The sequence below is a fragment of the Citreicoccus inhibens genome (genome assembly GCF_019039035.1).
In the GTDB taxonomy this organism is placed as follows: domain Bacteria; phylum Myxococcota; class Myxococcia; order Myxococcales; family Myxococcaceae; genus Citreicoccus; species Citreicoccus inhibens.
This window is the reverse complement of sequence record NZ_JAHNZT010000015.1, coordinates 53,927-76,577: the sequence shown is the minus strand read 5'-3', so window position 1 is coordinate 76,577 and position 22,651 is coordinate 53,927. Positions and strand designations below refer to the sequence as shown.

Sequence of the window (22,651 nt, the reverse complement as noted above, 5' to 3'; positions counted from 1 at the left end):
AATACTAGGAGGAGTAGGACAAGCGGCCTAGCGCTGGAAATGTCATTTCACGGAATCTGAACGCCACTCGGCAAAAGGGTAGGCGTGGACCTGCCGTCAGCGGACTTCCAGCAAGCGGACGTGTTTGTAGATGCGGCGGTCCAGGGGCATGCGCGGGTCGATGAAGCCGAGGGCCTCGTCGAACTCGAAGCTGAACGACGGTACTGGCGGGCTGATGGAGATGACCAGTTCGAACTGCCAGAGGCTGATGATGCGGTCGCGGCCATGGAGGGCTTCGGGTGGAGGCGGAGGCAGCATCCGCGCGGCGGCGCGTACATCCTTCACCGCCTCACGGTCCACTTCGGGCGCGTGACTCGGGGAGACGAGCCGCACGTCGAGCAACGCGCCCTCCGCGTCCTGCTCCACGCGGATGACGGCGGAACGGATGTCTCGGAACCGCGCTTCCCACTGTGCGCGAAGCTCGCGATCCACGTCCAGGTTCGGATGCGTGGGCTCGCCCGAGGCATGGCGTCCCGCGGCGGCGAGTGTCTTCCCGTCAACGGGAGCGCCTGTCGCACCGTAGGCGGCGGCATGGGTCATCCACATCTGGCCGAACGCCCGCGAGTTGTCTCGCTCCTCGGCGAGGAAGCCCTTGAGGCCCTGTCGTGACACCGCGCGGTCCGCGTCCCAGGCCTGCATCAACGTCTTTCCCAGCGCGCGAAAGTAAGGGTCCACGAGGCCGCGCTCCACCCGGCCGCGCCCCATGCTCTCCGCGACCAGGTCCTCCACCACGCGCTGCGCGCCCGGAGGTGGAACGCCCGCGTCCAGCGCCATCACTGGCCCCGAGCCACCCGTGCCGCGCCCCAGGTCCTGACTCACGACGAGCACGCGTGCGCCGGCCTGCGCCGCGGGCTGGGAAGGAAGGCTCAGATTCAGGCGCGGGGGGCTTGCTCGGGGGCTGTCATTCTCCAGGCGCGGCACGTCGCTCGCGGGTGGCGTCCGTGGGGGCGGCGCTGTCGCGAGGGGCGTGTCGCGAGCAGGCGCGGTCGATGCCGGGGGCGCTGTCTCGTGCGCCGGGGTGGGCGGAGTGGACCCAGGGCGTGGCGAGGCGCGCGCGGGCGAGAGCGAAGCGGAGCGAGAGACCTCGGGTGGGGGCTCGGGCGCGGTGGCCGTGTGCCGCGGCGCTGCGTGGGCAGGGGCTTGGGTGGGCTGCGCCAGGGGGCCGGCGGTGGGGGCGGGCGCAGGAGAGACACGCGGTGGGACCGGGGCGCGAATCTCCACGGCGAGCCAACCTGGGGCGGCGGGGCCCGTGGGGCTCAGCAGCCCAGAGGGCGCGGACGGAGCGCGCCGCGCGAGCGCCCAGCCGAGCGCCACGTGCGCCCCGAGGCTCAATCCGAGCGGCAGAAGCAGGCGTCGCATAGGCGCCGGCATCATGGCTGGTGAGGCAAGCGAGGCCGTGTGTCACTCCCGCCGAACGCGGAATGGTGAAACATGCGCCCACCGCGCTTAGTCTCCTGGGCAACGGAAGGGAGCACCCCCAGGAATGGCGACATCGCTGCTCGCGACGGATGGCTACAAGTTCAGCATGGCGGAGGCCGGCTGGCCGCTTCGCCAGGAGACCTTCTATTACGCGCACCGCAAGGGCGGGCTGCAGGTCATGCCGCTGGACGTGGAGGCGTTCGTCCGGGACCTCCTCCCCACGCCCGGGCCCGACGACTACGAGTACCTGGCCCGCTACGACTACGAGATGGGCGTGGGCTTCAAGGCCGCCATCCTCCGCCGCGAGCGGCTCACGGTCCGCGCCATTCCGCGCGGCGCGCTCTTCTATCCGCGCGAGCCCATCTTCACCCTGACGGGCCCCTCGGCCCTGGTGTCATGGGTAGAGCCGTTGCTGTTGCAACTCAACTACCGCGTGCAGGTGGCCACGCAGGCGCTGACGGACCGCGAGGGGCTCGCGCGCGCGTTGTCGGTCGTCACTTGCGAGGAGCAGAAGAGAATCGCGCTGGAGACGCTCGACGCGGTGGGCGTCAAGCCGGTCGCCATCACGGTGGACGCCGAGGGGTACTCGCGCCGGGTTCGCGCGCTGGTGAAGGAGCTGGTGGACGTGGTGGAGGACCCCGCGCGCATCTTCGAGGTGGGCCTGCGCGCGGCCACATGCATGGAGCAGCACGAGCTGGCGCTGCGCGCGTGCAAGGACGCGGGCGTGCAGCGCACGAGCAACGTGGCGATGGCGAGCAAGCTCGGGATGATTCCCGTGGGCACCATGGGCCACGAGCACGTGCAGCGGTACGGCTCGGACGAGGTGGCGTTCCGCGCCATTCGCGAGCGCCGACCGCAGCGCTCCAGCTATCTCCTGGACACCTTCGACACGCTCACCTCGGGCGTGCCCGCGGCCTTCAAGCTCATCAGCGAGGACCCGGGCGCGGGGGACTCCATCCGCTTCGACTCGGGCAACAAGAAGCTCCAGTACCTCTATGCGGTCACGCGCGCGCGCGACCTGGGCATCCGTCCGGTCAACATCCTGGAGGACGGCTTGGATGCGGAGGCCACGCGCGAGTTCGAGGAGCTGCGGCGCCAGGTGGGGTGGGAGCCCTCCGCGCAGTTCTATGGCTACGGCGGTCACATCGTCGCGAAGGCCATGGGGTGCCCGTTCACGCGCGATCGCGTGGCGGCCATCTACAAGCTGTCGCGCACGGGGAGCACGCCGGTGATGAAGTTCGGCAACGAGCTGGCCGAGGGCAAGCAGAGCATCCCGGGCGCGCCGGTGCTGCTGCGTCGTCGGAGCGGCTCGGGGCCCATCGGGCTGGTGGCGCAGGAGGGCGAGGCGGTGCCGGAGGGCTACTTCCCGCTGATGGAGTCCGCGCCCGAGACGCCGTCGCTGGTGGGGGCGCAGAGCGTCGCGCCCGAGGATGCGCGCGTGGGGTACTCCCCCGCGACGCAGGCGCTCGTGCAGGACCTCACGCGCCGCCACTTCCCCTACGGACGCTGAAGGAGGAGGACGCCATGGCCCTGCTGCCCATGCCCCGGTTTCACGACGACGCGCGCGTCAGCCAGCTCTACCTGGAGCGCGCCGCCGAGGTCGCCGAGGAGGCTCGGCGTTATGCGGCCGAGCACCGCATCCGACCCGCGCGCGAAGACGCGGTGCGCATCGCCGCGTTCGGCATCGACGCGCAGGTGGCCTTCTGCACGCCGGGCGCGAGCCTCTTCGTTCCCGGCGCCGTCGAGGACACGCAGCGGACGCTGCGGTGGCTGCATGGCCATCTGGATCGGCTCACGGCGTTGGTGTTCTCGCTCGACACGCACCGCGCCTTTCAAATCTTTCATCCCGCGTGGTGGCGCGACGCTCGGGGGCTTCCGCCTCCGGCGCTGACGGTCATCACCGCGGACGCGGTGCGCTCCGGTGTCTGGACCGCCACGCGTCATCCCGAGGAGAGCCTCGCGTACTGCGAGCGGCTGGAGGCCAGCGGGCGGTACGTCCTCACCATCTGGCCTTACCACGCGCTCTTGGGAGGACAGAGTCACGGGCTCGTCCCCGCGATGTACGAGGCCAGCCTCTTCCACGCCCTCGTGCGCGACACACCCACGCACTTCGAGCTGAAGGGCGAGCATCCGCTCACGGAGAACTACTCCGTGCTGGCGCCCGAGGTGACGGAGGTGCGCGGCCAGAAGGTCGGCGAGTTCAACACGCGCCTCTTCGAGCACCTGATGTCGTTCGAGCGCGTCTACGTCTTCGGACAGGCGAAGTCCCACTGTGTGCTCTCCACGCTGCGGGACCTCCAGCAGCACATCGAGCAGACGGACCCGTCGAAGATGGGGCGCATCCACATCCTCGAAGATGCGATGAGCCCCGTGCCCGCGCCGCCGTTGGAGCCGCTGCCTCCCGCGCTCGACTTCCCCCGCGTGGCGGACGCGGCGGTGCGCGACTTCGCTCGGGCGGGCATGCGCGTGGTGCGCACCACGGACTCGCTGGACCTCTGAGTTTCGCGCCGCCTGCTGGGGCTCAGTGCCCCAGTCGTGCCGCGGCCCACCGTGCCGCGGCTTCGCGCAGGATGCCCGCGGGGGTGTCTGTCGTCGTGGGGGCGGCGGACAGGTCCACGACTTGATGGAACAGGGATGGATTGAGTCCGTCCTCTCGCCGCACCGAGCCCGCGAAGAGCACCACCTGCGTGCCGTGCTCGCGCGCGAGCTGCGCCAGCGCTCCAGGGCCCTTGCCCAGCGAGGTCTGGCGGTCGAACTGCCCTTCGCCCGTCAGCACCACGTCCGCGAGCAGGACGCGCCGCTCCAGGCCCAACGCTCGCGCGACCAGCTCGTAGCCGGACACCAGCCGTCCTCCCGCCAGCGCGGCCAGCCCGTAACCCAGGCCGCCCGCCGCGCCCGCGCCCGCGCGCTGCGCAGGGCCTTCTCCGACGACCGCGGCGAGCCTCGCGAGCGCCGTCTCCAGCTCCTCCACGGCCGCGGCGTCCGCGCCCTTCTGCGGCCCGAACAACCGCGCGGCACCATCAGGGCCCAGCAGCGGCGCGCTCACGTCCGTGGCGACGAGCAGCTCCACGCGCCCGAGCGCCGGATGTCGCCCCGAGGCGTCCACCCGCGACAGGTCCACCAGGGACGCGCCGCCGGGTCGCAGCGTCCGCCCCGAGGCGTCCAGGAAGCGATAGCCCAGCGCCTCCAACGCGCCCTTGCCGCCATCGGTGGTCGCGCTGCCGCCCAGCCCGACGATGAGCCGCTCACAGCCCGAGTCGAGCGCGGTGCGCATCAGCTCGCCCGTCCCATGGGTGCAGGCATGGCGTGCGTCGTGCCCGGACGTGGGCAGGAGGGACAGGCCCGAGGCCGCGGCCATCTCCACCACGGCGGTGCGACCGTCATCCAGCAGGGCCCAGCTCGCCTCGACGGGCGTTCCCATCGGGCCACGCACCACCACGCGGCGACGCTCGCCTCGCGTGCCCTCCAGCAGCGCGTCCACCGTCCCAGGCCCGCCATCCGCCAGCGGCGCGATGTCCAACACCACCTCGGGCGAGACCGAGCGCACGCCCTCGGCCATCGCGTTCGCGGCCTCGGCGGCGCGGAGGGTGCCTTTGAATTCCTGCGGGGCGACGAGCCAGCGGGGACGAATCACGGTCAGGGCGCCTGGGTCTGGGTTCGCGAATACCACTCGAGGATGGGACGCGGTCCGGTGAGCGTGGGCTCCATGCGTCGGGACACCCGCTCCAGCCGCTCCAACATCGCGGCCACGGCCTCCGCGGGCTGCCGCGCGGGGCCCCGGATGCGCTCACAGAAGAACGTGCGACAGCCAAAGGGCCGGTCCGCGTACACCGTGCAGCGGAGACCCGCCGCATCCAGGAAGGGACAGCCGCCGTCGGCTCGGGGCGGCGGAAGCTCTCGGCCCGTCGTCAGCAGCTTCCACTCGGGCGCCCACAGCCAGGGCTGCCGCTGCGTGCGGGACAGCTGGCAGCACTCGCCGCTGGCCGGACACGAGAACGGGGCATAGGCCGCGTCCGCCTGGCGGTACACGGCGCGGACCTCGCGCAGCGCGCGCTCCCACGCCCGTGACCCGCCGGGGGGCGGCTCGCCATCATCCTCGTCCCAGTCTTGCTTCCACATCGCTGGCCCGGTCTCTCACGTCGGGTCCCCGGAGGTCGACTCCATGGGTCGGCCCTGACTTCATAGCACGCGCAGGACGAAACACTTCAGGTAGCGCGTCTCACGCAGATTGAGGAGGACCGGGTGGTCGCGGCCCGCGCCGCGTCGCTCGATGATTTGCACGCGCCGGCGTGCGTCCGCGGCGGCGGAGGCGAGCATGTCCTCGAAGGCCTGCTCATCCACGTGGTACGTGCAGCTCGCGGAGATGAGGATGCCGCCGGGCTTGAGCAACTGGAGCGCGCGGAGGTTGATCTCCTTGTAGCCACGCACCGCCGCCGCGATGGCGTCCTTGTTCTTCGCGAACGAGGGCGGATCCAACACGATGGTGTCGAAGCGCCGGCCCTCGTCCACCGCGTCGCGCAGGAAGTCGAACGCGTTGGCCGTCACCACGTCCAGGTTGGAGAGCTTGTTGGCGGCGGCGTTGTCGCGCAGCTGCGCGCCGGCCGCCTCGGAGATCTCCACGGCGGTGACGTGGCGCGCGCGCGTGGCGAGCTGGAGCGCGAACCCGCCCACGTAGCTGAAGCAGTCCAGCGCGTCGCCCGAGGCGTACTGCGCGGCCATCACGTGGTTCTCGCGCTGGTCCAGGAAGGCGCCCGTCTTCTGTCCCTCCAGCAGGTCCGCGCGCATGCGCACCAGTCCCTCGTCGAAGGAGACGGGGCCCGGGGGCAGGGCGCCGCGCAACAGGCCCTTCTCCTGCGGCAGTCCCTCCAGCGCGCGCACGCCCACGTCCGAGCGGTTCACGATGCCGCGCGGGTGCAGCAGCTCCTCGAGCAGGTCCGCGATGAGCTCCTTGCGCTGCTCCATGGCGGGCACGAGGAACTGCGCGCTGAGGTAGTCGCCGTAGCGGTCCACCACGAGCCCCGGCAGGCCATCCGCCTCGCCGTGCACGAGCCGGTAGGTCTGCTCGCCGGGCAGGGCCTGCTGGCGCAGCGCGTTCGCGGACTGGAGGCGTTGGCGGAAGAAGTCCGCGTCCACGGCCACGTCGTCGTAGCTGAGCCAGCGGAGCGAAATCTTCGAGTGCTTCGAGTAGAGCGCCTTGCCGATGAACCAGCCGCGCCCATCGACGACGCGAACGACCTCGCCGCCCGCGAGGGCCGGGTCGCCATTGAGGTCCGCGCGGTAGATCCACGGGTGACCGGCCTGCCAGCGCTCGACGCCCCGGCGCACGAGGGCGACCTGGGGCGTGCCATCCGGGCCCAGGTCCGGGGTGGTGCGGTCGGGGGCCAGCTTCTCGGGGCGGGGCGGTGGACGGCCCCGGCCGGAGGCGGAAGGCGGGCCTGAGCGGCGATGGGGAGGGGGCTTCGTCACGACGCTCCGGGGGGCGAGAGGGGGGAAGGGGAGGGCATGGGGTGGAACACCTCGCGCGGCGTATACTCGCAACCCGCGTGAGATACGAGTTGCTCCTGCAGACGATGACGCCCGGGACCGCCTACGACGCGGCGCGGGTGGATGCGCTCCTCGCCGAGCGCTCCGTGGTCCTCCGCCCCGACGGCCAGCGCGTGTGGCGCTTGCCCGATGGGGACGTGGAGGTGGGGGTGTTGCGCGAGGCCGGACAGGTGGTCGCGACCGAGCTGCGCGTCCCCTTGTCCGAGCGCAATGAGCTGATGCGCGCGACCGTGGTGGAGGCCGCCGCGCTGGCGGTCGCGGCGGGCGCCCGCTTGTTCGACCCCCAGCTCGGTCGGGCCCTGGAGGCCCGGGACGCGGAGCCGGTGGTGGAGCAGTACGCGCGCACCGCGCGCTACGCGGGCGAGGTGGCCGGATTGCCCGAGGCCATCGGTGCCTCCTACGCCATGCCCGAGCCGCAGGGCTTCTCGCCCGGCACGCGCTTCGTGGCGTTCGCCATCGGCGCCTTCATCGTCCTGTACTTCGTCGTGGGCGCCCTCATCGACCGACTCAACGGCCGATAGGCCGCGCGTCCACCCGGCGTCCAAGCGGGGCGCGCGCCGCCGCTCCACGCGCGCGAGCCCGCTCCGAGGCACGGATGGTGCGAGCACCGCCGCCGTCCTGGCATTAGGGTGGAGGTGTGCTCCGGTTCCTCATCGCCGCCCTCATCCTCGTCCCTGTGCTGGAGCTGTACCTGCTCGTCGTCATCGGGCGGCACATCGGGCTCGTGCCGATGCTCTTCCTGCTCGTGTCCTCGGCGCTGGTCGGGGGCGTCGTCGCGCGGTGGAAGGCCCGTCAGGTCTTCGACGGCTGGCGCGAGGCCGTCGCTCGGGGGCGGATGCCGGAGGAGGGGCTGCTGAGCGGCGCGCTGGTGCTCCTGGGCGGCGCGTTGCTCATCGCTCCCGGAATCCTCACCGACCTCGCGGGCGTGCTGCTCATGTTGCCGCCGGTGCGCCGCTTCGTGTCGAAGCATGCGCGTCGCTCGCTGGAGCGCCGCATGCGGGACGGCTCGCTGCGGGTGACGCAGGTCCGCGTGGGCGTACCCACGGACTTCGAGGGCGACGGGCCCACGTCCTTTCCTGGTGAGCGCCCCACGTCCTTCCCGCGGAGCGAGTCATCCCATCGTGGCGCCTCGGGCGAGGTGGACGCGGAGTTCACCACGGACGACGAGCCCCGGGGTTGACCGCCGGGCGCGGTCCCTCCGGCGTGCGGGGCCACGGCGTGCCGGACGGCGTCACGCGGGGCGGAGTGGTGGCGGGGCGCCGGTCCTCGTTTGAAGGGAGTGGAACCGGGGGAGGCGGAATCGCGGCCCGCGCCTCGGAGGCATGGCGCCCGTTGGGGAACTCGCTCAGGTAGCGCCGGTACTCGTCCTCGGCCGAGGTCGTGTGTTGCCGCACCTTGAAGCAGCGTGCACGCAGGTAGCGCGCCTGTTCGCGATGCTCCTCGCGGGGGCTGTGCTCGGCGATCTCCTGGAGGCCCACGAGGAAGCCCTCGCAGGTGCGGGTGATGGCGTGCACGCGCGCGTACCCGAGGAACCGCTCATCCGCGTCCGAGGCCATCAGGCCGCCAGGAATCAATCCGCCCAAGCCTCGCGACACGGGCGGGGCCCGCGTCAGCGGCGGCGGCTCCGAAGGCGCTGCAACTGGCGTGTTCAAGGCCAGGGCGGCGCTGGCCCCAGGCGAAGCAGTAGAGGCCGCGGGATACGGTTCGAACTCGTCCGCGTCCTCGTGGGCGCGCGGCGCGGAGTCCACCGGAGGGGCGGGAGCCTCCGGCGTGACGGGGACTGTCGGCGGGAGCACCTGGGCCACGGGCTCCGAGGTGGGCTGCGCCCTCTCCGCCGTGGGCTTCGTCGTGAGCGCATGCGCTGGCGGCAGTCCGGCCAGCTCGCGGAAGGCCAGCTGGTCCTCGGCGGACAGCGTGTGCCCTCGGGGCGACTGGCCATCCGCGCGGACCTCGAAGCGCTCCCCGGCGCCGAGGAAGCGCGGCGGCTGGCCCTGGGCTTCCACCCGCACGCGTCCCTCCAGCACCGCGACGGAGACGCCGTGGCGTGAGCGCTCGACGGAGAACACCGTGCCCACCACGTGAACGCGGAGGCCCGCCGATTCGACCGTGAAGCCACTGCGTGGCGCATGCGAGGCCTGTACGGCCAGCCGTCCCTCGCGCACCACGAGATGCACCGCGTGGGGCTCCGCTTGGGCGAGCACGACGTCGCTTCCTCCGGACAAGCGCACGCGGCTCGCGTCCGGCAGGCGCAGCAGCGCGGTGGACTTCCCGGGCGTGCGCACCGCCATGCCCGAGCGCAGCCGCATGCCCGGCGCCAGAGTTTGCTCCGCCGTGGGCGCTTGTCCTGGCGCATTCGCCTCGCGCAGCAGTGCCCCCGTGGCGCTCTCGGTCTCGGTCATCGCGAGGGCGGGAGCGGGCTCCGGCATGCTCGGAGGTGGCGGCGGAGGGCTGAGCGGCAGCGGCGCGGGCAAGGTCTCCGCCACGCGCACCGGCTCGGAAGGGGAGGGCCCTGACGGCGCGCGATGGGGCAGCCACCACACCAGCAGCGCGAGCAGACACGCGGCGCCCAACGCCCCGGAAAGGCTCAGGCTCCGCCAGCCGAAGGAAGGCCTCGCGAGGTGCCGGGCCGCTTCCTCGCGCAGCTTCGCGTCCACTTGGGCCCAGCGCACGGCCGGCACGGCCTCGCGCGTCTGGGCGAGCGCGGCGCGGGCCTCGTGGACCTGGGCGAGTGCCTGGGCGCATTCGGCGCAGTCCGCCACGTGCGCCTGCACACGTGCGCGCTCCTCCGGACGCAGCTCGTCCGCGGCGAGCGCCCACAGCGCCTGCGTCTCATGGCGTCCCATGCGAGCCTCCGCCGCGCCGGTTGTCGAGCTGGTGCTGCATGGCCTGGGTGAACTCCTGTCGGGCGTGGTGCAGGCGGCTGCGCACGGTGTTGACCGAGCTTCCCACGGCCAGGGCAATCTCATCCGGGCTCATGCCGCACAGCTCGTGGTAGACGAAGACGATGCGCTTCTTGGGCTTGAGGCGCTCCAGCGCGGCTTCCACCAACCGCTGGGCCTGTCGGCGCTCCGCGGCGCGCTCGGGACTCTCTCCGGGAGAGATGGACTCGGGAGGTTCGGCGAAGGGGTCCTCGGGACGTCGCCGTTTCCAACGCAGGTGGCTGAGCGCCACGTTGGCGCATACCCGATAGAAGAACGTCTGGAAGCGCGCCTCACCTCGGAAGCCCTTTACCGCGGTGAGCAGCCGCAGGTAGGCCTCCTGCAGCAGGTCCTCCACGTCCACGCGGTTGCCCACCAGGTGGCGCAGGGTGCGCGCGGCGTCCACCCGCGTGTGGGCATACAGCAGCTCGAACGCGGACGTGTCTCCCTCTTGGAGGCGGCGCACCCAGAGCTGGAGCTGGGCCTCATCCGCGCTGGGCGGCGAGGTGGGGTCGTTGAGCCCAGGGCGTGCCTCGGGCCCGCGGGTCGACAGCCGGGCGCGGGCTCCACGCAAGAACACCGGGGTTCCCCCCTCGGGGACGCGCCAGGTCGTGCTCCGGTCCAGGAGCACCCCGCCGTCCGTGTGAATGGTCCAGGTGGGCACACTACCTCCGAGTCCCTGGGTCTCCGGAGCGTGGAAAAGAGATCAAAAATAATTTTGATCAATTCAGGGACTTCCCGCGTCGAAGTAGGGCGAAACCGGAGAACCTGCCCGGTGGCCGGACCGGACCCCTTCTTGCTCCCGGAGTCCCCCTTGATGCGGAACACCGCTGCGCGCGGACCGTGGCTCGTGCCACTGCTCGCGTTGCTCTTTGCCCTTCCTGGCTGCATCGTCGATACCCGAGGCACCGACGATGATTGGTGCCCGGACGACGGCTCGTCCCACACGTGCTTCGACGCCTCGGACTGTCGCGCCGGTCAGTACTGTCGCGCGGGCTCGTGTCGTGACATTCCGCCCAATGCCCAGACATGCACGTTCTCCAAGGACTGTGCCTCGGGCAAGACGTGCATCAATGGCTACTGCAACCAGCCCTGCTCGCGGAGCTCGGACTGCGCCGCTGGCAGCACCTGCAAGGACAATTACTGTGAGCAGTCCCCCGTCATCTATGACGCGGGCACGCCCTCGCGCCCCGACGCGGGCAGCAAGCCGGACGCGGGCACCAGGCCCGACGCAGGCACGCCGACGGACGGGGGCACTCCCGTGGATGCGGGGACTCCCGCGTGCCGCCTGAACACGGATTGTGGCGCGGGCAACTACTGCATCAACAATCAGTGCTTCCAGGGCTGTGACAAGGATTCACAGTGCGCCGCCACGGATATGTGTGTGTATGGCGTGTGCCGCCCGCGTCCGCCGGACCCGAACGCGTGCACGACCGCCGCTCAGTGCCCCGGGGGCAAGGACTGCGTCAATGGCCAGTGCCGCGCGCCGTGCGCCTCCACCACCGAGTGCCCGTCTGACGCGAAGTGCGAAATCGGCTACTGCATGCCCATCCCCGCGAGCGGCACGTGCAAGGCCAACTGCGAGTGCCCGGCGGGCAATGTCTGCACCAACGGCTTCTGCAAGTCGCCCACGCCTCCTCCCGACGAGGGCACGGCGTGCGCCGCGAACTGTGATTGTCCCTCGGGCGCGGTGTGCACCAATGGACACTGCCGCACGCCTCCGGCTCCGGACGCGGGCACGGGCGGAGGCACCAGCTGCGAGGCCAACTGCGATTGTCCGTCGGGACAGGTGTGCGCCAAGGGCTACTGCAAGCCCGCGTCGCAGCCCGTGCCGGATGCGGGCACCGGCACCGTGTGCCGCGTGAACTGCGAGTGCCCTGCCGGCAACGTCTGCGCCAGCGGCTTCTGCGCCCCGGTGAATCAGGGCAGCGGCAAGGCGTGCGTGGCCAACTGCGAGTGCCCGGCGGGCGAGCACTGTCAGGACAAGGTCTGCTGGCTGTAGTGCTTCAGCGCGAGGGGGCCACCATGCGCCAGCAGCGGTGGATCTCCTTGCGCTGGAAGTCCTCGGGGATGGAGCCGGGCGTGAGCTCCTCCACGTGCTGCATGCCGCGCGTGGCGGACTCCTTCAGCTCGAAGCCGAGGTAGTTGGTGGAGAAGTAGAGGACACCTCCGGGAGCCAGCACGGCCCGGAGGTGTTCCAGCATCCGCACGTGGTCGCGCTGCACGTCGAACGAGCCCGCCATCCGCTTGGACGTGGAGAACGACGGGGGATCGCACACCACCAGGTCGAAGCGCTCCGAGCCGTCGCGCGCCTGCGCCTCCAACCACGCCTTCGCGTCGGCGCGGATGAGCACGTGTCGCGCGTCCGCCAGCTTGTTGAGCGCGAGGTTCTCCTCCGCCCAGTCGAGGTACGTGTTGGACAGGTCCACCGTCACCGTGCTCCGCGCGCCACCCGCCGCAGCGTAGACGGTGAAGGCGCCCGTGTACGCGAACAGGTTGAGGACGCGCAGCCCCCGCGCCTCCGAGCGCACGCGCGCGCGCGTGTTGCGGTGGTCCATGAAGAGGCCCGTGTCCAGGTAGTCGCCCAGGTTCACCCAGAACTTCAGGCCCTGCTCCTCCACCGTGAAGCGCTCGCTGCCCTGGCCCACCCGGCCGTACTGCGAGCGACCCCACGGCTGCGGGGTATGCGTCTTCACGCGGATCCGCTCGGCCGGAATGGCCAGCACCGAGGTGACCGCGGCGAGCACTTCCTCGCGCTGCGTCTCGGTGGTCCCGTCGCGCAGGGCCCGGCGGCGCGGATACTCCACGACGTGCGCGTGGTCGCCGTACAGGTCCACCGCGTAGGGGTACTCGGGCACGTCACGGTCGTAGACGCGGAAGGCGGTGAGGCCCTGGGCCTGAGCCCACTTGCGCAGCCGCTTCGCGTTCTTGCGCAGGCGGTTCTCGAACATTCCTCCGGAAGAGGCCGAGGCTCCGGGGGCGGGCTCGCGTGGGTCTGATGGCTGCGTCATGTCCTCGTGTCCTTCCTGTCCGGGCCCCTCATTCCCGACTCGCCGTCATCCGGCAAGCGCCGTGATGCACGGCGCGCGACTTCCCATGGACGCCCAGGGGGCGAGCGAGGGAAAACCCGGGCCATGAGCGTGCGCGTCGAGAAGCAGGGCCCCGTCACCACGGTCATCCTGGAGCGACCCGAGGTCCGCAACGCGGTGGACCGCGACACCGCGCACGCCCTGGCGGAGGCCTTCCGCGCGTTCGACGCGGACCCCGACGCGCGCGTGGGCGTGCTGCACGGCGATGCGGGGACATTCTGTGCGGGCGCGGACCTCAAGGCCGTGGCAGAGGGGCGCCTGCTCCGCCTGGAGCCCGAGGGCGATGGCCCCATGGGGCCTTCACGCATGCTCTTGAGCAAGCCCGTGGTGGCCTCCCTCGCGGGCCATGCCGTCGCGGGGGGCCTGGAGCTGGCGCTCTGGTGCGACCTGCGCGTGGCGGAGGAGGAGGCCGTGCTGGGCGTCTTCTGTCGGCGCTGGGGGGTGCCGCTCATCGACGGGGGCACCGTGCGGCTCCCCCGGCTCATCGGGCTGTCGCGCGCGCTGGACCTCATCCTCACGGGCAGGCCGGTGTCCGCGCAGGAGGCGCTCGGCATGGGCCTGGTCAACCGTGTGGTGCCGAGGGGGCAGGGGCGCGAGGCCGCCGAGGCCCTGGCGCAGCAGCTCGCCGGCTTTCCCCAGGCGTGCATGAACGCGGACCGCCGCTCGGCCTACACCCAGGCGGACCTGTCGCTGGAGGACGCGCTGCGGCACGAGTTCCAGGAGGGCGTGAAGGTCCTGGAGTCCGAGTCGCTGGCGGGCGCGACGCGCTTCGCCCGAGGGGCGGGGCGGCACGGCCGCTTCGAGTAGACACCGCTCGGGCGCGAGCGATGCGCGCGGACGACGAGTGTGTTAGTTCGCGACCCATGCGCTTCGACACGCTCGCGATTCATGCCGGCCAGGAGCCGGACCCCACCACTGGCGCCATCATGACGCCGGTCTACCTGACCTCCACCTACGTCCAGGACGGCCCCGGGGAGCACAAGGGCTACGAGTACAGCCGGACGCAGAACCCCACGCGCAAGGCGCTGCAGGACTGCCTGGCCGCGCTGGAAGGGGCGAAGTACGGCGCCGCGTTCGCCTCGGGGCTCGCGGGCACCGACATGATGATGCACATGCTGGAGGCCGGTGACCACGTCATCGTCTCCGACGATGTGTACGGCGGCACGTTCCGCATCTTCGACAAGGTCTTCAAGCGCTCGGGCCTGCAGTTCTCCTTCGTGGACCTGTCCAAGCCGGAGAACTTCGAGGCGGCCATCACCCCGAAGACGAAGATGGTCTGGGTGGAGTCTCCGACGAACCCGATGCTCAAGCTCATCGACCTGGGCCGCATCGCGGAGGTGGCGAAGAAGCGGGGCATCCTCGCCGTCGCGGACAACACGTTCATGACGCCCTACTTCCAGCGCCCGCTGGACCTGGGCTTCGACGTGGTCGTCCACTCGACCACCAAGTACCTCAACGGCCACAGCGACGTGGTGGGCGGCTTCGTCTGCACCAACCGCGATGACATCGCCGAGCGGATGTACTTCCTGCAGAACGCGGTGGGCGGCGTGTCGGGCGCGTTCGACAGCTTCCTCGTGCTGCGCGGCGTGAAGACGCTGCACGTGCGCATGGACCGCCACGCGCAGAACGCGATGAAGATTTCCCAGTTCCTCACCACCCACCCGAAGGTGAAGAAGGTCACCTACCCGGGCCTGGAGACGCACCCGCAGCACGCGCTCGCGCGCCAGCAGATGAAGGGCTTCGGCGGCATGCTGACGTTCGACATCCACGGCGGGCTGGAGGCCGCGCGCACCTTCCTGAAGACGGTGAAGGTGTTCGCGTGCGCCGAGTCGCTCGGTGGCGTGGAGTCGCTCATCGAGCACCCGGCCATCATGACGCACGCCTCGGTGCCCCGCGAGACGCGCGAGAAGCTGGGCATCGCGGATGGCTTCATCCGCCTGTCCGTCGGCATCGAGGACGCGCAGGACCTCATCGACGACCTGTCCCAGGCGCTCGCCTCGGTGAAGTAGGCCATGCGCTACTTCGAGGACTTCGAGGTCGGCGAGGTGAGCGAGTGCGGACCGCACGTCGTGACGCGCGAGGAGATTCTCGCGTTCGCGAAGCAGTTCGATCCGCAGCCGTTCCACGTGGATGACGAGGCCGCGCGCCAGAGCATCTTCGGCGGCATCATCGCCAGCGGTTGGCACACCGCCGCCATCTGCCACCGGCTGGTGGTGGAGGGGCTGTTGGGCAAGGCCGCCAGCATGGGCTCGCCGGGCGTGGATGAGCTGCGCTGGCTCAAGCCCGTGCGCCCCGGCGATGCGCTGTCGGTGCGCGTGGAGCTCCTCGAGAAGCAGCCCTCGCGCAGCAAGGCGGACCGTGGCTCGTTCAAGTTCCGCTTCCAGGTGAGCAACCAGAAGGGCGAGGTGGTGATGACGGAGATCGCCAACGCCCTGTTCGCGCGTCGCCCACCGGCCTGAAACACCGCGGGCCTCCAGCTCCCCGCATCAGGGAGCCTGGAGGCCCGAGGGACCGCATCGCGCGGGCGCGCGTGACTACGCCGCCGTGCGGTGCAGGAAGTCGATGAGGTCGATCTTCGTCACGATGGCGATGGCCTTCTCGCCCTGCTTCACCACGGCCACGTTGTCCTTGGCGAAGATCTCCCGCAGGCGGGTGATGCTCGTCTCGGGGGCCACGGCGCCCTGGAGCGGCGCGACGATGGGCTCGATGGTGTCGGTGAACTTCACCTTGCCGGCCACCAGCGCGTTGAGCAGGTCCACCTCGTGCACCATGCCGGACACGCGACCGTCGTCCGACACCACGGGCATCTGGCTGATGCCGTGGCCGCGCATGGTCTCCACCACGTGGTCCACGCGGTCACCGCGGCGCGCCGTCTTCAGCTCGCGCGGCTTGTCGCCGATGATGTCGCGCACCGTGCCCGCGCCCTTCTCCTCGGCGAAGCCGTTGTCGCGCATCCACTCATCCGAGTGGAACTTGCTGATGTAGCTGCTGCCCGAGTCCGGCAGGACGACGACGATGGTCTTCCCCTTGCCGACTTCCTTGGCCAGCTGCACCGCCACGTGCACTGCGGCGCCGGAGGAGCCACCCGCGAAGATGCCCTCCTCGCGCGCGAGCCGCCGGGCGGCGATGAAGCACTGGCGGTCATCCACCTGCCGCACGTCGTCCAGGACCTTGAAGTTCATGGCGCCGCACAGCATGTCCTCGCCAATGCCCTCGACCTTGTAGACGTGCGGCTCGGTGAGCTTGCCCGTCTTGAAGTAGCCCTCGTAGACGGAGCCCTCGGGGTCCACGCCCACGTTCTTCAGGCCGGGCATCTTCTCCTTGAGGAACTTGCCCGCGCCGCTCATCGTGCCGCCGGTGCCCAGACCCGACACGAAGTAGTCGAACTTGCCGCCGGTCTGCTCGTAAATCTCGGGGCCCGTCGTGTGGTAGTGGGCCTCGATGTTGTCCGGGTTGTGGTACTGGTTCAGCATGAACGCGCCCGGCGTCTCGCGGTGCAGCCGCTTGGCCGTCTCGTAGTAGCTGCGCGGATCCTCGGCCGGCACGTTCGTCGGCGTCACCACCACCTGCGCGCCGAGCGCCTTCAGGCGGTTGATCTTCTCCAGGGACATCTTGTCCGGCATGGTGAAGATGCACTTGTAGCCCTTGACCGCCGCGGCCAGCGCCACGCCCATGCCGGTGTTGCCGGACGTGTTCTCCACGATGGTTCCGCCCGGCTTGAGCTTCCCCTCTCGCTCGGCCTTCTCGATGATGTAGAGGGCCATGCGGTCCTTGATGGACGCGCCCGGGTTCATGAACTCGCACTTGACGAGCACGGTCGCGTCGTTGGGTCCGACGAGCTTGTTGAGCTTGACCAGCGGCGTGTGGCCAATGGCGGAGAGAATGGTGTCGTGGATGTCCATCAGGGCTTCCGAAAAAGGGGGTTCGCGAGGGCTTATATGCTCCGGGCCTTCCAGGGGAAACATGCCCGTGGGACTTGCCCTTCCTGACGCGTCCGGCCGCGTACGTCCGAGGGCGAGGGGAGGGCCCGTTCGCTCGGCCCTCGCCGCAAGGCCCGTCGCGTAGGAGACAGCCGGCCGGGCCCCTGGGGGCCTCGGAAACGGGGACTTTGACCCGGATCGCCCTGGCTCCCATACTCGGCGCGGACCCTGCAATTTCCTCCGTTTGGAGAACCTTCCTGTGATGGACATCGAGGCCGCCCTGCGCGACCAGGTGGGACTGGCCATGGGCCGTCCCGTGCCGCACGCCCCCGTCAAGAAGCTCAAGGGCGATGCGAGCAACCGCTCCTACTACCGCGTCGGCCAGCCCCCGGAGAGCTGGGTGGTGATGGTGATGCCACTCGACGCGACGAAGAAGAGCGAGGAGGCCACCAAGGGGGAGCCGCCCAAGGAGCTGCCCTTCGTCAACGTGCACCGGTATTTGAAGACGCTGGGGGTGCGCGTGCCGGAGATTGTCCGCTACGACGAGCCCGCCGGGATGATGGTGCTGGAGGACCTGAGCGACATCACCTTCGAGTCCGCGCTGGAGGGCGGCAAGCACCAGGAGGCGCTCTACACCCGCGCGGTGGACCTGCTGGCGCACCTGCGCTTCCAGGCCGAGCAGAGGCCCGACGCGGACTGCCTCGCCTTCACGCGCGCGTTCGACGAGGACCTGTACGACTGGGAGCTGCACCACTTCCGCGAGTGGGGCCTGGAGGCCTGGAGCGGCCAGAAGCCCACGGACGCGGAGCGGGCGCAGCTCGATGCGACGTTCCGGGACATCGCGCGGCAGCTCGCGGCGGCGCCCAAGGGCTTCACGCATCGCGACTACCAGAGCCGCAACATCATGGTGAAGGAGAGCGAGCTGGTCGTCATCGACTTCCAGGACGCGCTCCAGGGCCCGCGCCAGTACGACCTCGTGGCGCTCCTGCGCGACAGCTACGTGGAGCTGGACCGCGACTTCGTGGACGCGATGTTGGACCGCTACATCGCCACGTTCAGCGCGCTGAGCGGAGAGGCCATCGACGCGCCGTCGTTCAAGGCGTTCTTCGACCTGCTCACCATCCAGCGCAAGCTGAAGGATGCGGGCCGCTTCGAGTTCATCCACCGCGTGAAGGGCAACCCGGGCTTCCTGGTGTCCATCCCCGCGAGCCTGCGCTACGTGCGCGCCGCCTTCGCGCGGCGGCCCGAGCTGGCGGGACTCCAGGCGCTGATCGCGAAGTACGTTCCCGAGCTGGCGCCCTGAGCGCCCGCGTCCCCAGGGAGACTCGATGAAGGCGATGGTCCTCTGCGCGGGCCTGGGCACGCGCCTGCGCCCGCTCACCGAGCGCTGGCCCAAGCCGGCGCTGCCCTTCCTGGGGCAGCCGCTGCTTCGCTACCACCTGTCCGTGTTGAAGGCCGCGGGCGTGACGGCGGTGGGCATCAACACACACCACCTGCCGGACACCATGGCGGCGGTGGCTCGCGCCGAGTGCGAGCGCGCGGGCCTTCCGCTGCACATCGTCCACGAGTCCGTCATCCAGGGGACGGGGGGCGGCATTCGCGGCCTGCGGGACTTCCTCCGCGACGATGACTTCCTCGTGTTCAACGGGGACATCCTCTTCCCGGTGGACCTGCGGCCGGTGGTGGCCGCGCATCGCGCGTCGGGCGCGGTGGCGACCATGGTGCTGCTGCCCATGCCGGAAGGAGAGTCCTACGCGGCGGTGGAGCTGGACGCGGGCGGGCAGGTGCGCCGTATCGCGGGCTTCGGCCCTGGGGGCGAAGGTCTGTCGCCCTGGCACTTCACCGGCGTGCACGTGATGTCGCCGCGCGTGTTCGACTTCATGTCCGCCTCCGGGGCCGAGGACATCAACCGTGACGTGTACGTGCGGGTGATGCAGGCCGGGCTGCCCGTGCGCGGAGCGCAGGTGGAGGCGTACTGGTCCGACCTGGGCACGCCTTCGCGCTATCTGGCCACGGTGCGCGATGTGCTCTCGGGCCGTGTGCCGCTGGGCTCTCTGGGCGTGGACTCACCCCTCGCGGGGCTGACGCCCACTGCGGCCCAGGCCTGGGTGCATCCGAAAGCGCGCGTGGCCGCGCCGGCCGAGCTTCAGGGCCCGGCCTTCATTGGCGCGCGCGCGGTCGTGGAGGCGGGCGCGCAGGTGGGCGCCTGCGTGGCGGTGGGCGAGGGCGCGCGAGTGGGGCAGGGCGCTCGGCTCACGCGGTGCGCGGTGTTCGAGGACACCGAGGTGGCTTCCGCGGAGTCGTTGACCGAGGTGCTGGCCTGGGGGCCGCACCGCGTGCCCGCGCCACTGTCGGGCGGCTGAACGAGCGTCAGCGCTTCTTCTTCGGTGGGGGCACGACCTGGGCCGCGATGCCCGTGCCGTCTGGTTTCCAGCGAACGTCCACCGCGACTCCCTCGCCGAAGGACACGCGCACGCGGTCGTTGGGGCTCGCCCAGGTCAGCGACACTTCTGGGGGCGCGTCGGGGTCGCCCGGGCGTTGGGTCAGGGTGTTCGGGCCATACATGATGTATGCGCTGCAACTCCCCCACGTGAGCACGGGGGTTCGCTTGGGGCCGGCTGCCTCCAGCCGCACGAGGCTCAACGTCGTCTCGTCCGTGCCGCCGCACTGGCCGCTGGTGTACTCGCCCATGGTGGGCGCTGTCTCCTCGAGCACGACGCCCGGGGCGCCATCCTTGAATCGGAAGGCCGTGGCCCTTCCTCGGTTCGCGACCCAGAGCGCACGAGGCCCCGAGCCAGTCCTCGTGATGAGCAACGTTCCGGGGTGGCTCCCGTCCGTCACGCTCACCCGGGTGAAGTCCGTGTCGCTCACGGGCTCGGCTTGGCCGAACTCCCAGAGGCTGTGGAGGTGCTGGGCGACGCGCGACAACTCCACCCGGCACACGCGGCGCGAGTCGTTCTGGGGACGAACCGCCTGGGACTCAACGCCTCGCCACGCATCGCCCATGCGCATGAAGAACCTGGGCAGCGGCTCGAAGGCGTCTCGGATGCCCACGGGGAGGGCTCCGGGGGCGTCCAATTCAGGGAGGGACTCGACGCGCTTCACGGTCAGCGGGTGGGCCAGCTTCACCACTTGAAACGTGGAGGGCTCGCCCCACTTGGGCGCGGGGTTTGTCGAGCGCAGCACCTCCTTCGCGCCCGGACCACCCGCGTCAACGGCGTCCACGCGCACGCGCAGGGCCTGGAGCTCGCCCCGAGGGATGAAGACCAGGGCCCCAGGTTGGAGCCAGGCCTTCAGGTGATAGCCGCGCTCGGTCTTCGTGGCTTCATAGCGGATGTCCTGGGCGCCGAGCGCGGGGGCGAGTCCGGCAGCCGCGTAGGCCTCCGCATCGTAGAGCACGGGCGTGCGCCCGTCGGGAAACAGCCCCAGGTGGGCCAGTCCGAAGAAGGCGCGGACACGCCGGGAGGGCGTCTTTCCCAGCTCCGCGCTCGCGGCCTTCCGCTCCGGCTCACAGCCCTCAGAGGCCCCCTCGGAGTCGGTCGCCGGGTCCACCGCCGTGCCCTGGATGAGCGCGTCGAGCGCATCCGCGTCATCCTTGCCGTCCACGGTGAGCAGGTGTCTGCCCCCGACCGGCATCACGAAGCGGGTCGGGCCGATGTCATTCAGGTGCTCCAGCGCGAACCAGACCTCCACGTGGTCCGAGTGCACCGGATCCGCGGAGACCGCGGGCGTGATGTCCACCACCTCCACGTCGAGCAGCAACCGCTGCCCATCCGAGGAGAGGGTCGCCACGGAGGGCGAGCCCTTCTCTCCGCGCACGTGGAGGGACGCGGAGAAGTCCGGCGCCGCCGCGAGTGCGCCAACCACCACGAGAGCCCACGACAGCATGGGGTCCTCCAGGTCGACGGCGGGTGGGAGGGGCGGCTCAGGAGGCGTGGTAGCGGGCGAGCACGCAGGTGACGTTGTCGTTGCCGCCCGCGGCGTTGGCCAGGTCGATGAGCTGACCACAGGCCTTCTCCAACTCGGGCGTGCGCGCGAGGATATCCTGCATCTGCGCGTCCGTCACCATGCCGCTCAGGCCGTCCGAGCAGAGCAGGAAGACGTCGCCCTGCTGGGGCTCCACGCGGGACACGTCCACCTGCACCTGCTCCTTCATCCCCAGCGCCCGGACGATGACGTTCTTGTGGGGGAAGTTCTCGATCTCCTCGGGCGTGAGCTTCTTGGCCTTGAGGTAGTCGTTGAGGAGCGAGTGGTCCTCCGTCACCTGCTTGAGCGTACCGGCGCGGAAGAAGTACACGCGGCTGTCGCCGACATGGCCCACGTAGGCCACGTCGCTGGCGAAGTGCAGGGACACGATGGTGGTGCCCATGCCCTTGTACTTCGAGTCCGCGCTGGCCCGCTCGAAGATGCGCGCGTTGGCGAGCTTGATGCCCGTGGAGAGGCGGTTCTCGTCGTAGCTGCGCGCCTTGTCCATCTTGAAGGGCCAGGTCGCGTCCTGGTCCTTGGACGTCATCCGGTAGAACTCACCCAGCTCGTCCACGGCGATGCGGCTGGCAATCTCTCCGGACGAGTGACCGCCCATGCCATCGGCCACGCAGCAGAGGTTCTCCTCCGCGAGCACGAGGTAGTTGTCCTCGTTGTGGTTCCGCTTCATCCCGACGTGGGTGCTGCCAGCTACCTCGATGCGCATGCGCGGGGACTCTTCAAGGGGAGGGGCGTGAAGTGGCCGCGGAGGTTAACAAAGCGCTCCGAACAGGGTCAAAACCCAAGCGCGGCCAGGATGGGGTCAGCCAGCCCCCCCGCCCTCGGTCGAGGGGCGGACGGGCTCGAAACTCAACAAATCGCCTTCCTGGGTGCCGCTGGCGGTGAGGACACCCGCCGGAAGCTCCAGCACCGAGTGGGCCCGGAAGTACACCGAAGTGGCCCGCCAGGGAGGCAATGCCGCCATCTGCTTGACGACGCGCCCTTCCTTGTCCAGGAAGGCCACGTCGATGGCGATGCGCATGAAGAACGTATGGATGGAGTTACAGGGGACGATGTGGAGCCCTTCGCCCACCGGGAGCAGTGTGCGCCCCATCAACCCCTGGAAGCGCTGCACGAAGGACTCGGCCCGTTCGGCCTGGTCCGCGAGCAGTCGCTGCCGCGTCTCGTTGTTCACCCTCCAGCGCATGCAGCGCCTTCTACTCCATGATTGAGCCCCTGGCGCGTCCGCTTCACCTCGTTCTCGTCTCACCCCAGATTCCCCCCAACACCGGCAACGTGGCCCGGCTGTGCGCGGTGACGGGCTGCCGCCTCATCCTGGTGGAGCCCTTGGGGTTCTCCATTGACGACCGGCATCTGAAGCGCGCCGGGCTGGACTACTGGGACAAGGTCTTCCTGCGGCTGTATCCCACCTATGACGCCTACGTGGCGGACTACCCGGAAGCTCGGCGCTGGCTGTTCTCGGCGCGGGCGGCGCGGACCCTGTACTCGGCGCGGTTCGAGCCGGGGGACCACCTGGTGTTCGGCTCGGAGGTCTCGGGGCTGCCCTCCGAGGTGGTGGAGGGAGGCACGGGGGCGCCCCTGACGATTCCCATGTTGCCCGAGCGCCGGAGCCTGAACCTGTCCACCTCGGTGGGGATTGGGACGTACGAGGCCCTGCGGCAGATCCAACTTGGGGCGGCGGCCGGGCAGGCCTGACCGTCAAGTTGAGCGGCGGTCGAGAGGGACTACACTCCGGATA

Annotated in this window: 22 protein-coding genes; 11 read left to right on the top strand and 11 right to left on the bottom strand. The window is 70.4% G+C overall.

Going from position 1 to position 22,651, the window contains the following annotated elements; translation table 11 throughout:
• Positions 1-96: 96 nt before the first annotated feature.
• Positions 97-1,398: an energy transducer TonB family protein gene (locus KRR26_RS36890; RefSeq protein WP_236068784.1), complete on the bottom strand. Its 1,302-nt coding sequence runs from the start codon at positions 1,396-1,398 to the stop codon at positions 97-99.
• Between the two features lie 124 nt (positions 1,399-1,522).
• Between KRR26_RS36890 and KRR26_RS19150 the strand changes: the two genes are divergently transcribed.
• Both KRR26_RS19150 and KRR26_RS19145 read left to right on the top strand, forming a co-directional pair.
• On the top strand, positions 1,523-2,968 hold the full coding sequence (locus tag KRR26_RS19150) for a nicotinate phosphoribosyltransferase (protein WP_120202151.1): 1,446 nt from the start codon (positions 1,523-1,525) through the stop codon (positions 2,966-2,968).
• A gap of 14 nt (positions 2,969-2,982) precedes the next feature.
• Positions 2,983-3,957 carry a nicotinamidase gene (locus KRR26_RS19145; protein ID WP_120202149.1) on the top strand — a complete coding sequence of 325 codons (975 nt, stop codon included), beginning with the start codon at positions 2,983-2,985 and terminating at the stop codon, positions 3,955-3,957.
• 22 nt (positions 3,958-3,979) lie between these two features.
• On the opposite strand, the gene KRR26_RS19140 is transcribed toward KRR26_RS19145, so the two are convergent.
• The 3 genes from KRR26_RS19140 to KRR26_RS19130 are packed head-to-tail and all read right to left on the bottom strand — an operon-like array spanning position 3,980 to position 6,924.
• Positions 3,980-5,092 carry a glycerate kinase gene (locus tag KRR26_RS19140; RefSeq protein ID WP_120202147.1) on the bottom strand — a complete coding sequence of 371 codons (1,113 nt, stop codon included), beginning with the start codon at positions 5,090-5,092 and terminating at the stop codon, positions 3,980-3,982.
• Between the two features lie 2 nt (positions 5,093-5,094).
• Positions 5,095-5,577: a YkgJ family cysteine cluster protein gene (locus tag KRR26_RS19135; RefSeq protein ID WP_120202145.1), complete on the bottom strand. Its 483-nt coding sequence runs from the start codon at positions 5,575-5,577 to the stop codon at positions 5,095-5,097.
• Between the two features lie 60 nt (positions 5,578-5,637).
• Positions 5,638-6,924: a class I SAM-dependent rRNA methyltransferase gene (locus KRR26_RS19130; RefSeq protein ID WP_120202142.1), complete on the bottom strand. Its 1,287-nt coding sequence runs from the start codon at positions 6,922-6,924 to the stop codon at positions 5,638-5,640.
• A gap of 104 nt (positions 6,925-7,028) precedes the next feature.
• On the opposite strand from KRR26_RS19130, the gene KRR26_RS19125 reads away from it, so the two are divergent.
• A complete protein-coding gene (locus KRR26_RS19125) occupies positions 7,029-7,523 on the top strand; it encodes a hypothetical protein (RefSeq protein WP_233576590.1) in 495 nt (164 codons plus the stop codon).
• Positions 7,524-7,639: 116 nt separating this feature from the next.
• A complete protein-coding gene (locus KRR26_RS19120; protein WP_217080477.1) occupies positions 7,640-8,182 on the top strand; it encodes an FxsA family protein in 543 nt (180 codons plus the stop codon).
• Here KRR26_RS19120 and KRR26_RS19115 read toward each other — a convergent pair.
• Together KRR26_RS19115 and KRR26_RS19110 are read right to left on the bottom strand one after the other, a co-directional pair.
• Complete coding sequence (locus KRR26_RS19115) at positions 8,154-9,845, bottom strand: FecR domain-containing protein (protein WP_217080476.1); 1,692 nt, start codon at positions 9,843-9,845, stop codon at positions 8,154-8,156. The genes KRR26_RS19120 and KRR26_RS19115 overlap by 29 nt on opposite strands.
• Complete coding sequence (locus KRR26_RS19110; RefSeq protein WP_328707169.1) at positions 9,832-10,584, bottom strand: RNA polymerase sigma factor; 753 nt, start codon at positions 10,582-10,584, stop codon at positions 9,832-9,834. Before KRR26_RS19110 ends, KRR26_RS19115 begins: the two co-directional genes overlap by 14 nt.
• A gap of 153 nt (positions 10,585-10,737) precedes the next feature.
• Here KRR26_RS19110 and KRR26_RS19105 point away from each other — a divergent pair, with 153 nt between their 5' ends.
• Positions 10,738-11,922, top strand: coding sequence for a DUF7107 domain-containing protein (locus tag KRR26_RS19105; protein ID WP_120202360.1), 1,185 nt, complete (start codon positions 10,738-10,740; stop codon positions 11,920-11,922).
• Between the two features lie 4 nt (positions 11,923-11,926).
• Here the strand turns inward: KRR26_RS19105 and KRR26_RS19100 are convergent, their stop codons facing one another.
• Positions 11,927-12,931 (bottom strand): class I SAM-dependent methyltransferase, encoded by a 1,005-nt coding sequence (locus KRR26_RS19100; RefSeq protein ID WP_236068782.1) that lies wholly within the window; start codon positions 12,929-12,931, stop codon positions 11,927-11,929.
• 123 nt (positions 12,932-13,054) lie between these two features.
• Between KRR26_RS19100 and KRR26_RS19095 the strand changes: the two genes are divergently transcribed.
• The 3 genes from KRR26_RS19095 to KRR26_RS19085 are packed head-to-tail and all read left to right on the top strand — an operon-like array spanning position 13,055 to position 15,468.
• Positions 13,055-13,816 carry a crotonase/enoyl-CoA hydratase family protein gene (locus KRR26_RS19095; protein ID WP_120202132.1) on the top strand — a complete coding sequence of 254 codons (762 nt, stop codon included), beginning with the start codon at positions 13,055-13,057 and terminating at the stop codon, positions 13,814-13,816.
• Between the two features lie 56 nt (positions 13,817-13,872).
• Positions 13,873-15,018: a cystathionine gamma-synthase gene (locus KRR26_RS19090; RefSeq protein ID WP_120202130.1), complete on the top strand. Its 1,146-nt coding sequence runs from the start codon at positions 13,873-13,875 to the stop codon at positions 15,016-15,018.
• A gap of 3 nt (positions 15,019-15,021) precedes the next feature.
• Positions 15,022-15,468 carry a MaoC family dehydratase gene (locus KRR26_RS19085; RefSeq protein WP_120202128.1) on the top strand — a complete coding sequence of 149 codons (447 nt, stop codon included), beginning with the start codon at positions 15,022-15,024 and terminating at the stop codon, positions 15,466-15,468.
• A 75-nt stretch (positions 15,469-15,543) separates the two neighbouring features.
• Here the strand turns inward: KRR26_RS19085 and KRR26_RS19080 are convergent, their stop codons facing one another.
• Positions 15,544-16,911, bottom strand: a complete 1,368-nt coding sequence (locus KRR26_RS19080) for a pyridoxal-phosphate dependent enzyme (RefSeq protein WP_120202126.1) — start codon at positions 16,909-16,911, stop codon at positions 15,544-15,546.
• Between the two features lie 280 nt (positions 16,912-17,191).
• Here KRR26_RS19080 and KRR26_RS19075 point away from each other — a divergent pair, with 280 nt between their 5' ends.
• Together KRR26_RS19075 and KRR26_RS19070 are read left to right on the top strand one after the other, a co-directional pair.
• Positions 17,192-18,232, top strand: a complete 1,041-nt coding sequence (locus KRR26_RS19075; RefSeq protein WP_217080475.1) for an aminoglycoside phosphotransferase family protein — start codon at positions 17,192-17,194, stop codon at positions 18,230-18,232.
• A gap of 25 nt (positions 18,233-18,257) precedes the next feature.
• On the top strand, positions 18,258-19,292 hold the full coding sequence (locus KRR26_RS19070; RefSeq protein WP_217080474.1) for a nucleotidyltransferase family protein: 1,035 nt from the start codon (positions 18,258-18,260) through the stop codon (positions 19,290-19,292).
• A gap of 7 nt (positions 19,293-19,299) precedes the next feature.
• Here KRR26_RS19070 and KRR26_RS19065 read toward each other — a convergent pair whose 3' ends face one another.
• From KRR26_RS19065 to KRR26_RS19055, 3 genes are all read right to left on the bottom strand, one after another.
• Entirely contained in the window at positions 19,300-20,817 is a 1,518-nt protein-coding gene (locus KRR26_RS19065; RefSeq protein WP_217080473.1) for a hypothetical protein, read from the bottom strand.
• 37 nt (positions 20,818-20,854) lie between these two features.
• The gene (locus tag KRR26_RS19060; protein WP_120202117.1) at positions 20,855-21,619 is read right to left on the bottom strand and encodes a Stp1/IreP family PP2C-type Ser/Thr phosphatase; all 765 of its coding nucleotides are present in this window, start codon (positions 21,617-21,619) and stop codon (positions 20,855-20,857) included.
• Positions 21,620-21,715: 96 nt separating this feature from the next.
• Positions 21,716-22,099: a DUF192 domain-containing protein gene (locus KRR26_RS19055; protein ID WP_120202115.1), complete on the bottom strand. Its 384-nt coding sequence runs from the start codon at positions 22,097-22,099 to the stop codon at positions 21,716-21,718.
• A 17-nt stretch (positions 22,100-22,116) separates the two neighbouring features.
• Here KRR26_RS19055 and KRR26_RS19050 point away from each other — a divergent pair, with 17 nt between their 5' ends.
• Positions 22,117-22,608, top strand: a complete 492-nt coding sequence (locus KRR26_RS19050; RefSeq protein WP_217080472.1) for a tRNA (cytidine(34)-2'-O)-methyltransferase — start codon at positions 22,117-22,119, stop codon at positions 22,606-22,608.
• The last annotated feature ends 43 nt before the right edge of the window (positions 22,609-22,651 follow it).

Bases quoted from the DNA above. Each gene is read 5' to 3' on its own strand.
- KRR26_RS36890 (WP_236068784.1), bottom strand. From the start codon at position 1,398: ATGCGACGCCTGCTTCTGCCGCTCGGATTGAGCCTCGGGGCGCACGTG.
- KRR26_RS19150 (WP_120202151.1), top strand. From the start codon at position 1,523: ATGGCGACATCGCTGCTCGCGACGGATGGCTACAAGTTCAGCATGGCG.
- KRR26_RS19145 (WP_120202149.1), top strand. From the start codon at position 2,983: ATGGCCCTGCTGCCCATGCCCCGGTTTCACGACGACGCGCGCGTCAGC.
- KRR26_RS19135 (WP_120202145.1), bottom strand. From the start codon at position 5,577: ATGTGGAAGCAAGACTGGGACGAGGATGATGGCGAGCCGCCCCCCGGC.
- KRR26_RS19125 (WP_233576590.1), top strand. From the start codon at position 7,029: ATGACGCCCGGGACCGCCTACGACGCGGCGCGGGTGGATGCGCTCCTC.
- KRR26_RS19115 (WP_217080476.1), bottom strand. From the start codon at position 9,845: ATGGGACGCCATGAGACGCAGGCGCTGTGGGCGCTCGCCGCGGACGAG.
- KRR26_RS19105 (WP_120202360.1), top strand. From the start codon at position 10,738: ATGCGGAACACCGCTGCGCGCGGACCGTGGCTCGTGCCACTGCTCGCG.
- KRR26_RS19100 (WP_236068782.1), bottom strand. From the start codon at position 12,931: ATGACGCAGCCATCAGACCCACGCGAGCCCGCCCCCGGAGCCTCGGCC.
- KRR26_RS19095 (WP_120202132.1), top strand. From the start codon at position 13,055: ATGAGCGTGCGCGTCGAGAAGCAGGGCCCCGTCACCACGGTCATCCTG.
- KRR26_RS19090 (WP_120202130.1), top strand. From the start codon at position 13,873: ATGCGCTTCGACACGCTCGCGATTCATGCCGGCCAGGAGCCGGACCCC.
- KRR26_RS19085 (WP_120202128.1), top strand. From the start codon at position 15,022: ATGCGCTACTTCGAGGACTTCGAGGTCGGCGAGGTGAGCGAGTGCGGA.
- KRR26_RS19080 (WP_120202126.1), bottom strand. From the start codon at position 16,911: ATGGACATCCACGACACCATTCTCTCCGCCATTGGCCACACGCCGCTG.
- KRR26_RS19075 (WP_217080475.1), top strand. From the start codon at position 17,192: ATGGACATCGAGGCCGCCCTGCGCGACCAGGTGGGACTGGCCATGGGC.
- KRR26_RS19070 (WP_217080474.1), top strand. From the start codon at position 18,258: ATGAAGGCGATGGTCCTCTGCGCGGGCCTGGGCACGCGCCTGCGCCCG.
- KRR26_RS19065 (WP_217080473.1), bottom strand. From the start codon at position 20,817: ATGCTGTCGTGGGCTCTCGTGGTGGTTGGCGCACTCGCGGCGGCGCCG.
- KRR26_RS19060 (WP_120202117.1), bottom strand. From the start codon at position 21,619: ATGCGCATCGAGGTAGCTGGCAGCACCCACGTCGGGATGAAGCGGAAC.
- KRR26_RS19055 (WP_120202115.1), bottom strand. From the start codon at position 22,099: ATGCGCTGGAGGGTGAACAACGAGACGCGGCAGCGACTGCTCGCGGAC.
- KRR26_RS19050 (WP_217080472.1), top strand. From the start codon at position 22,117: ATGATTGAGCCCCTGGCGCGTCCGCTTCACCTCGTTCTCGTCTCACCC.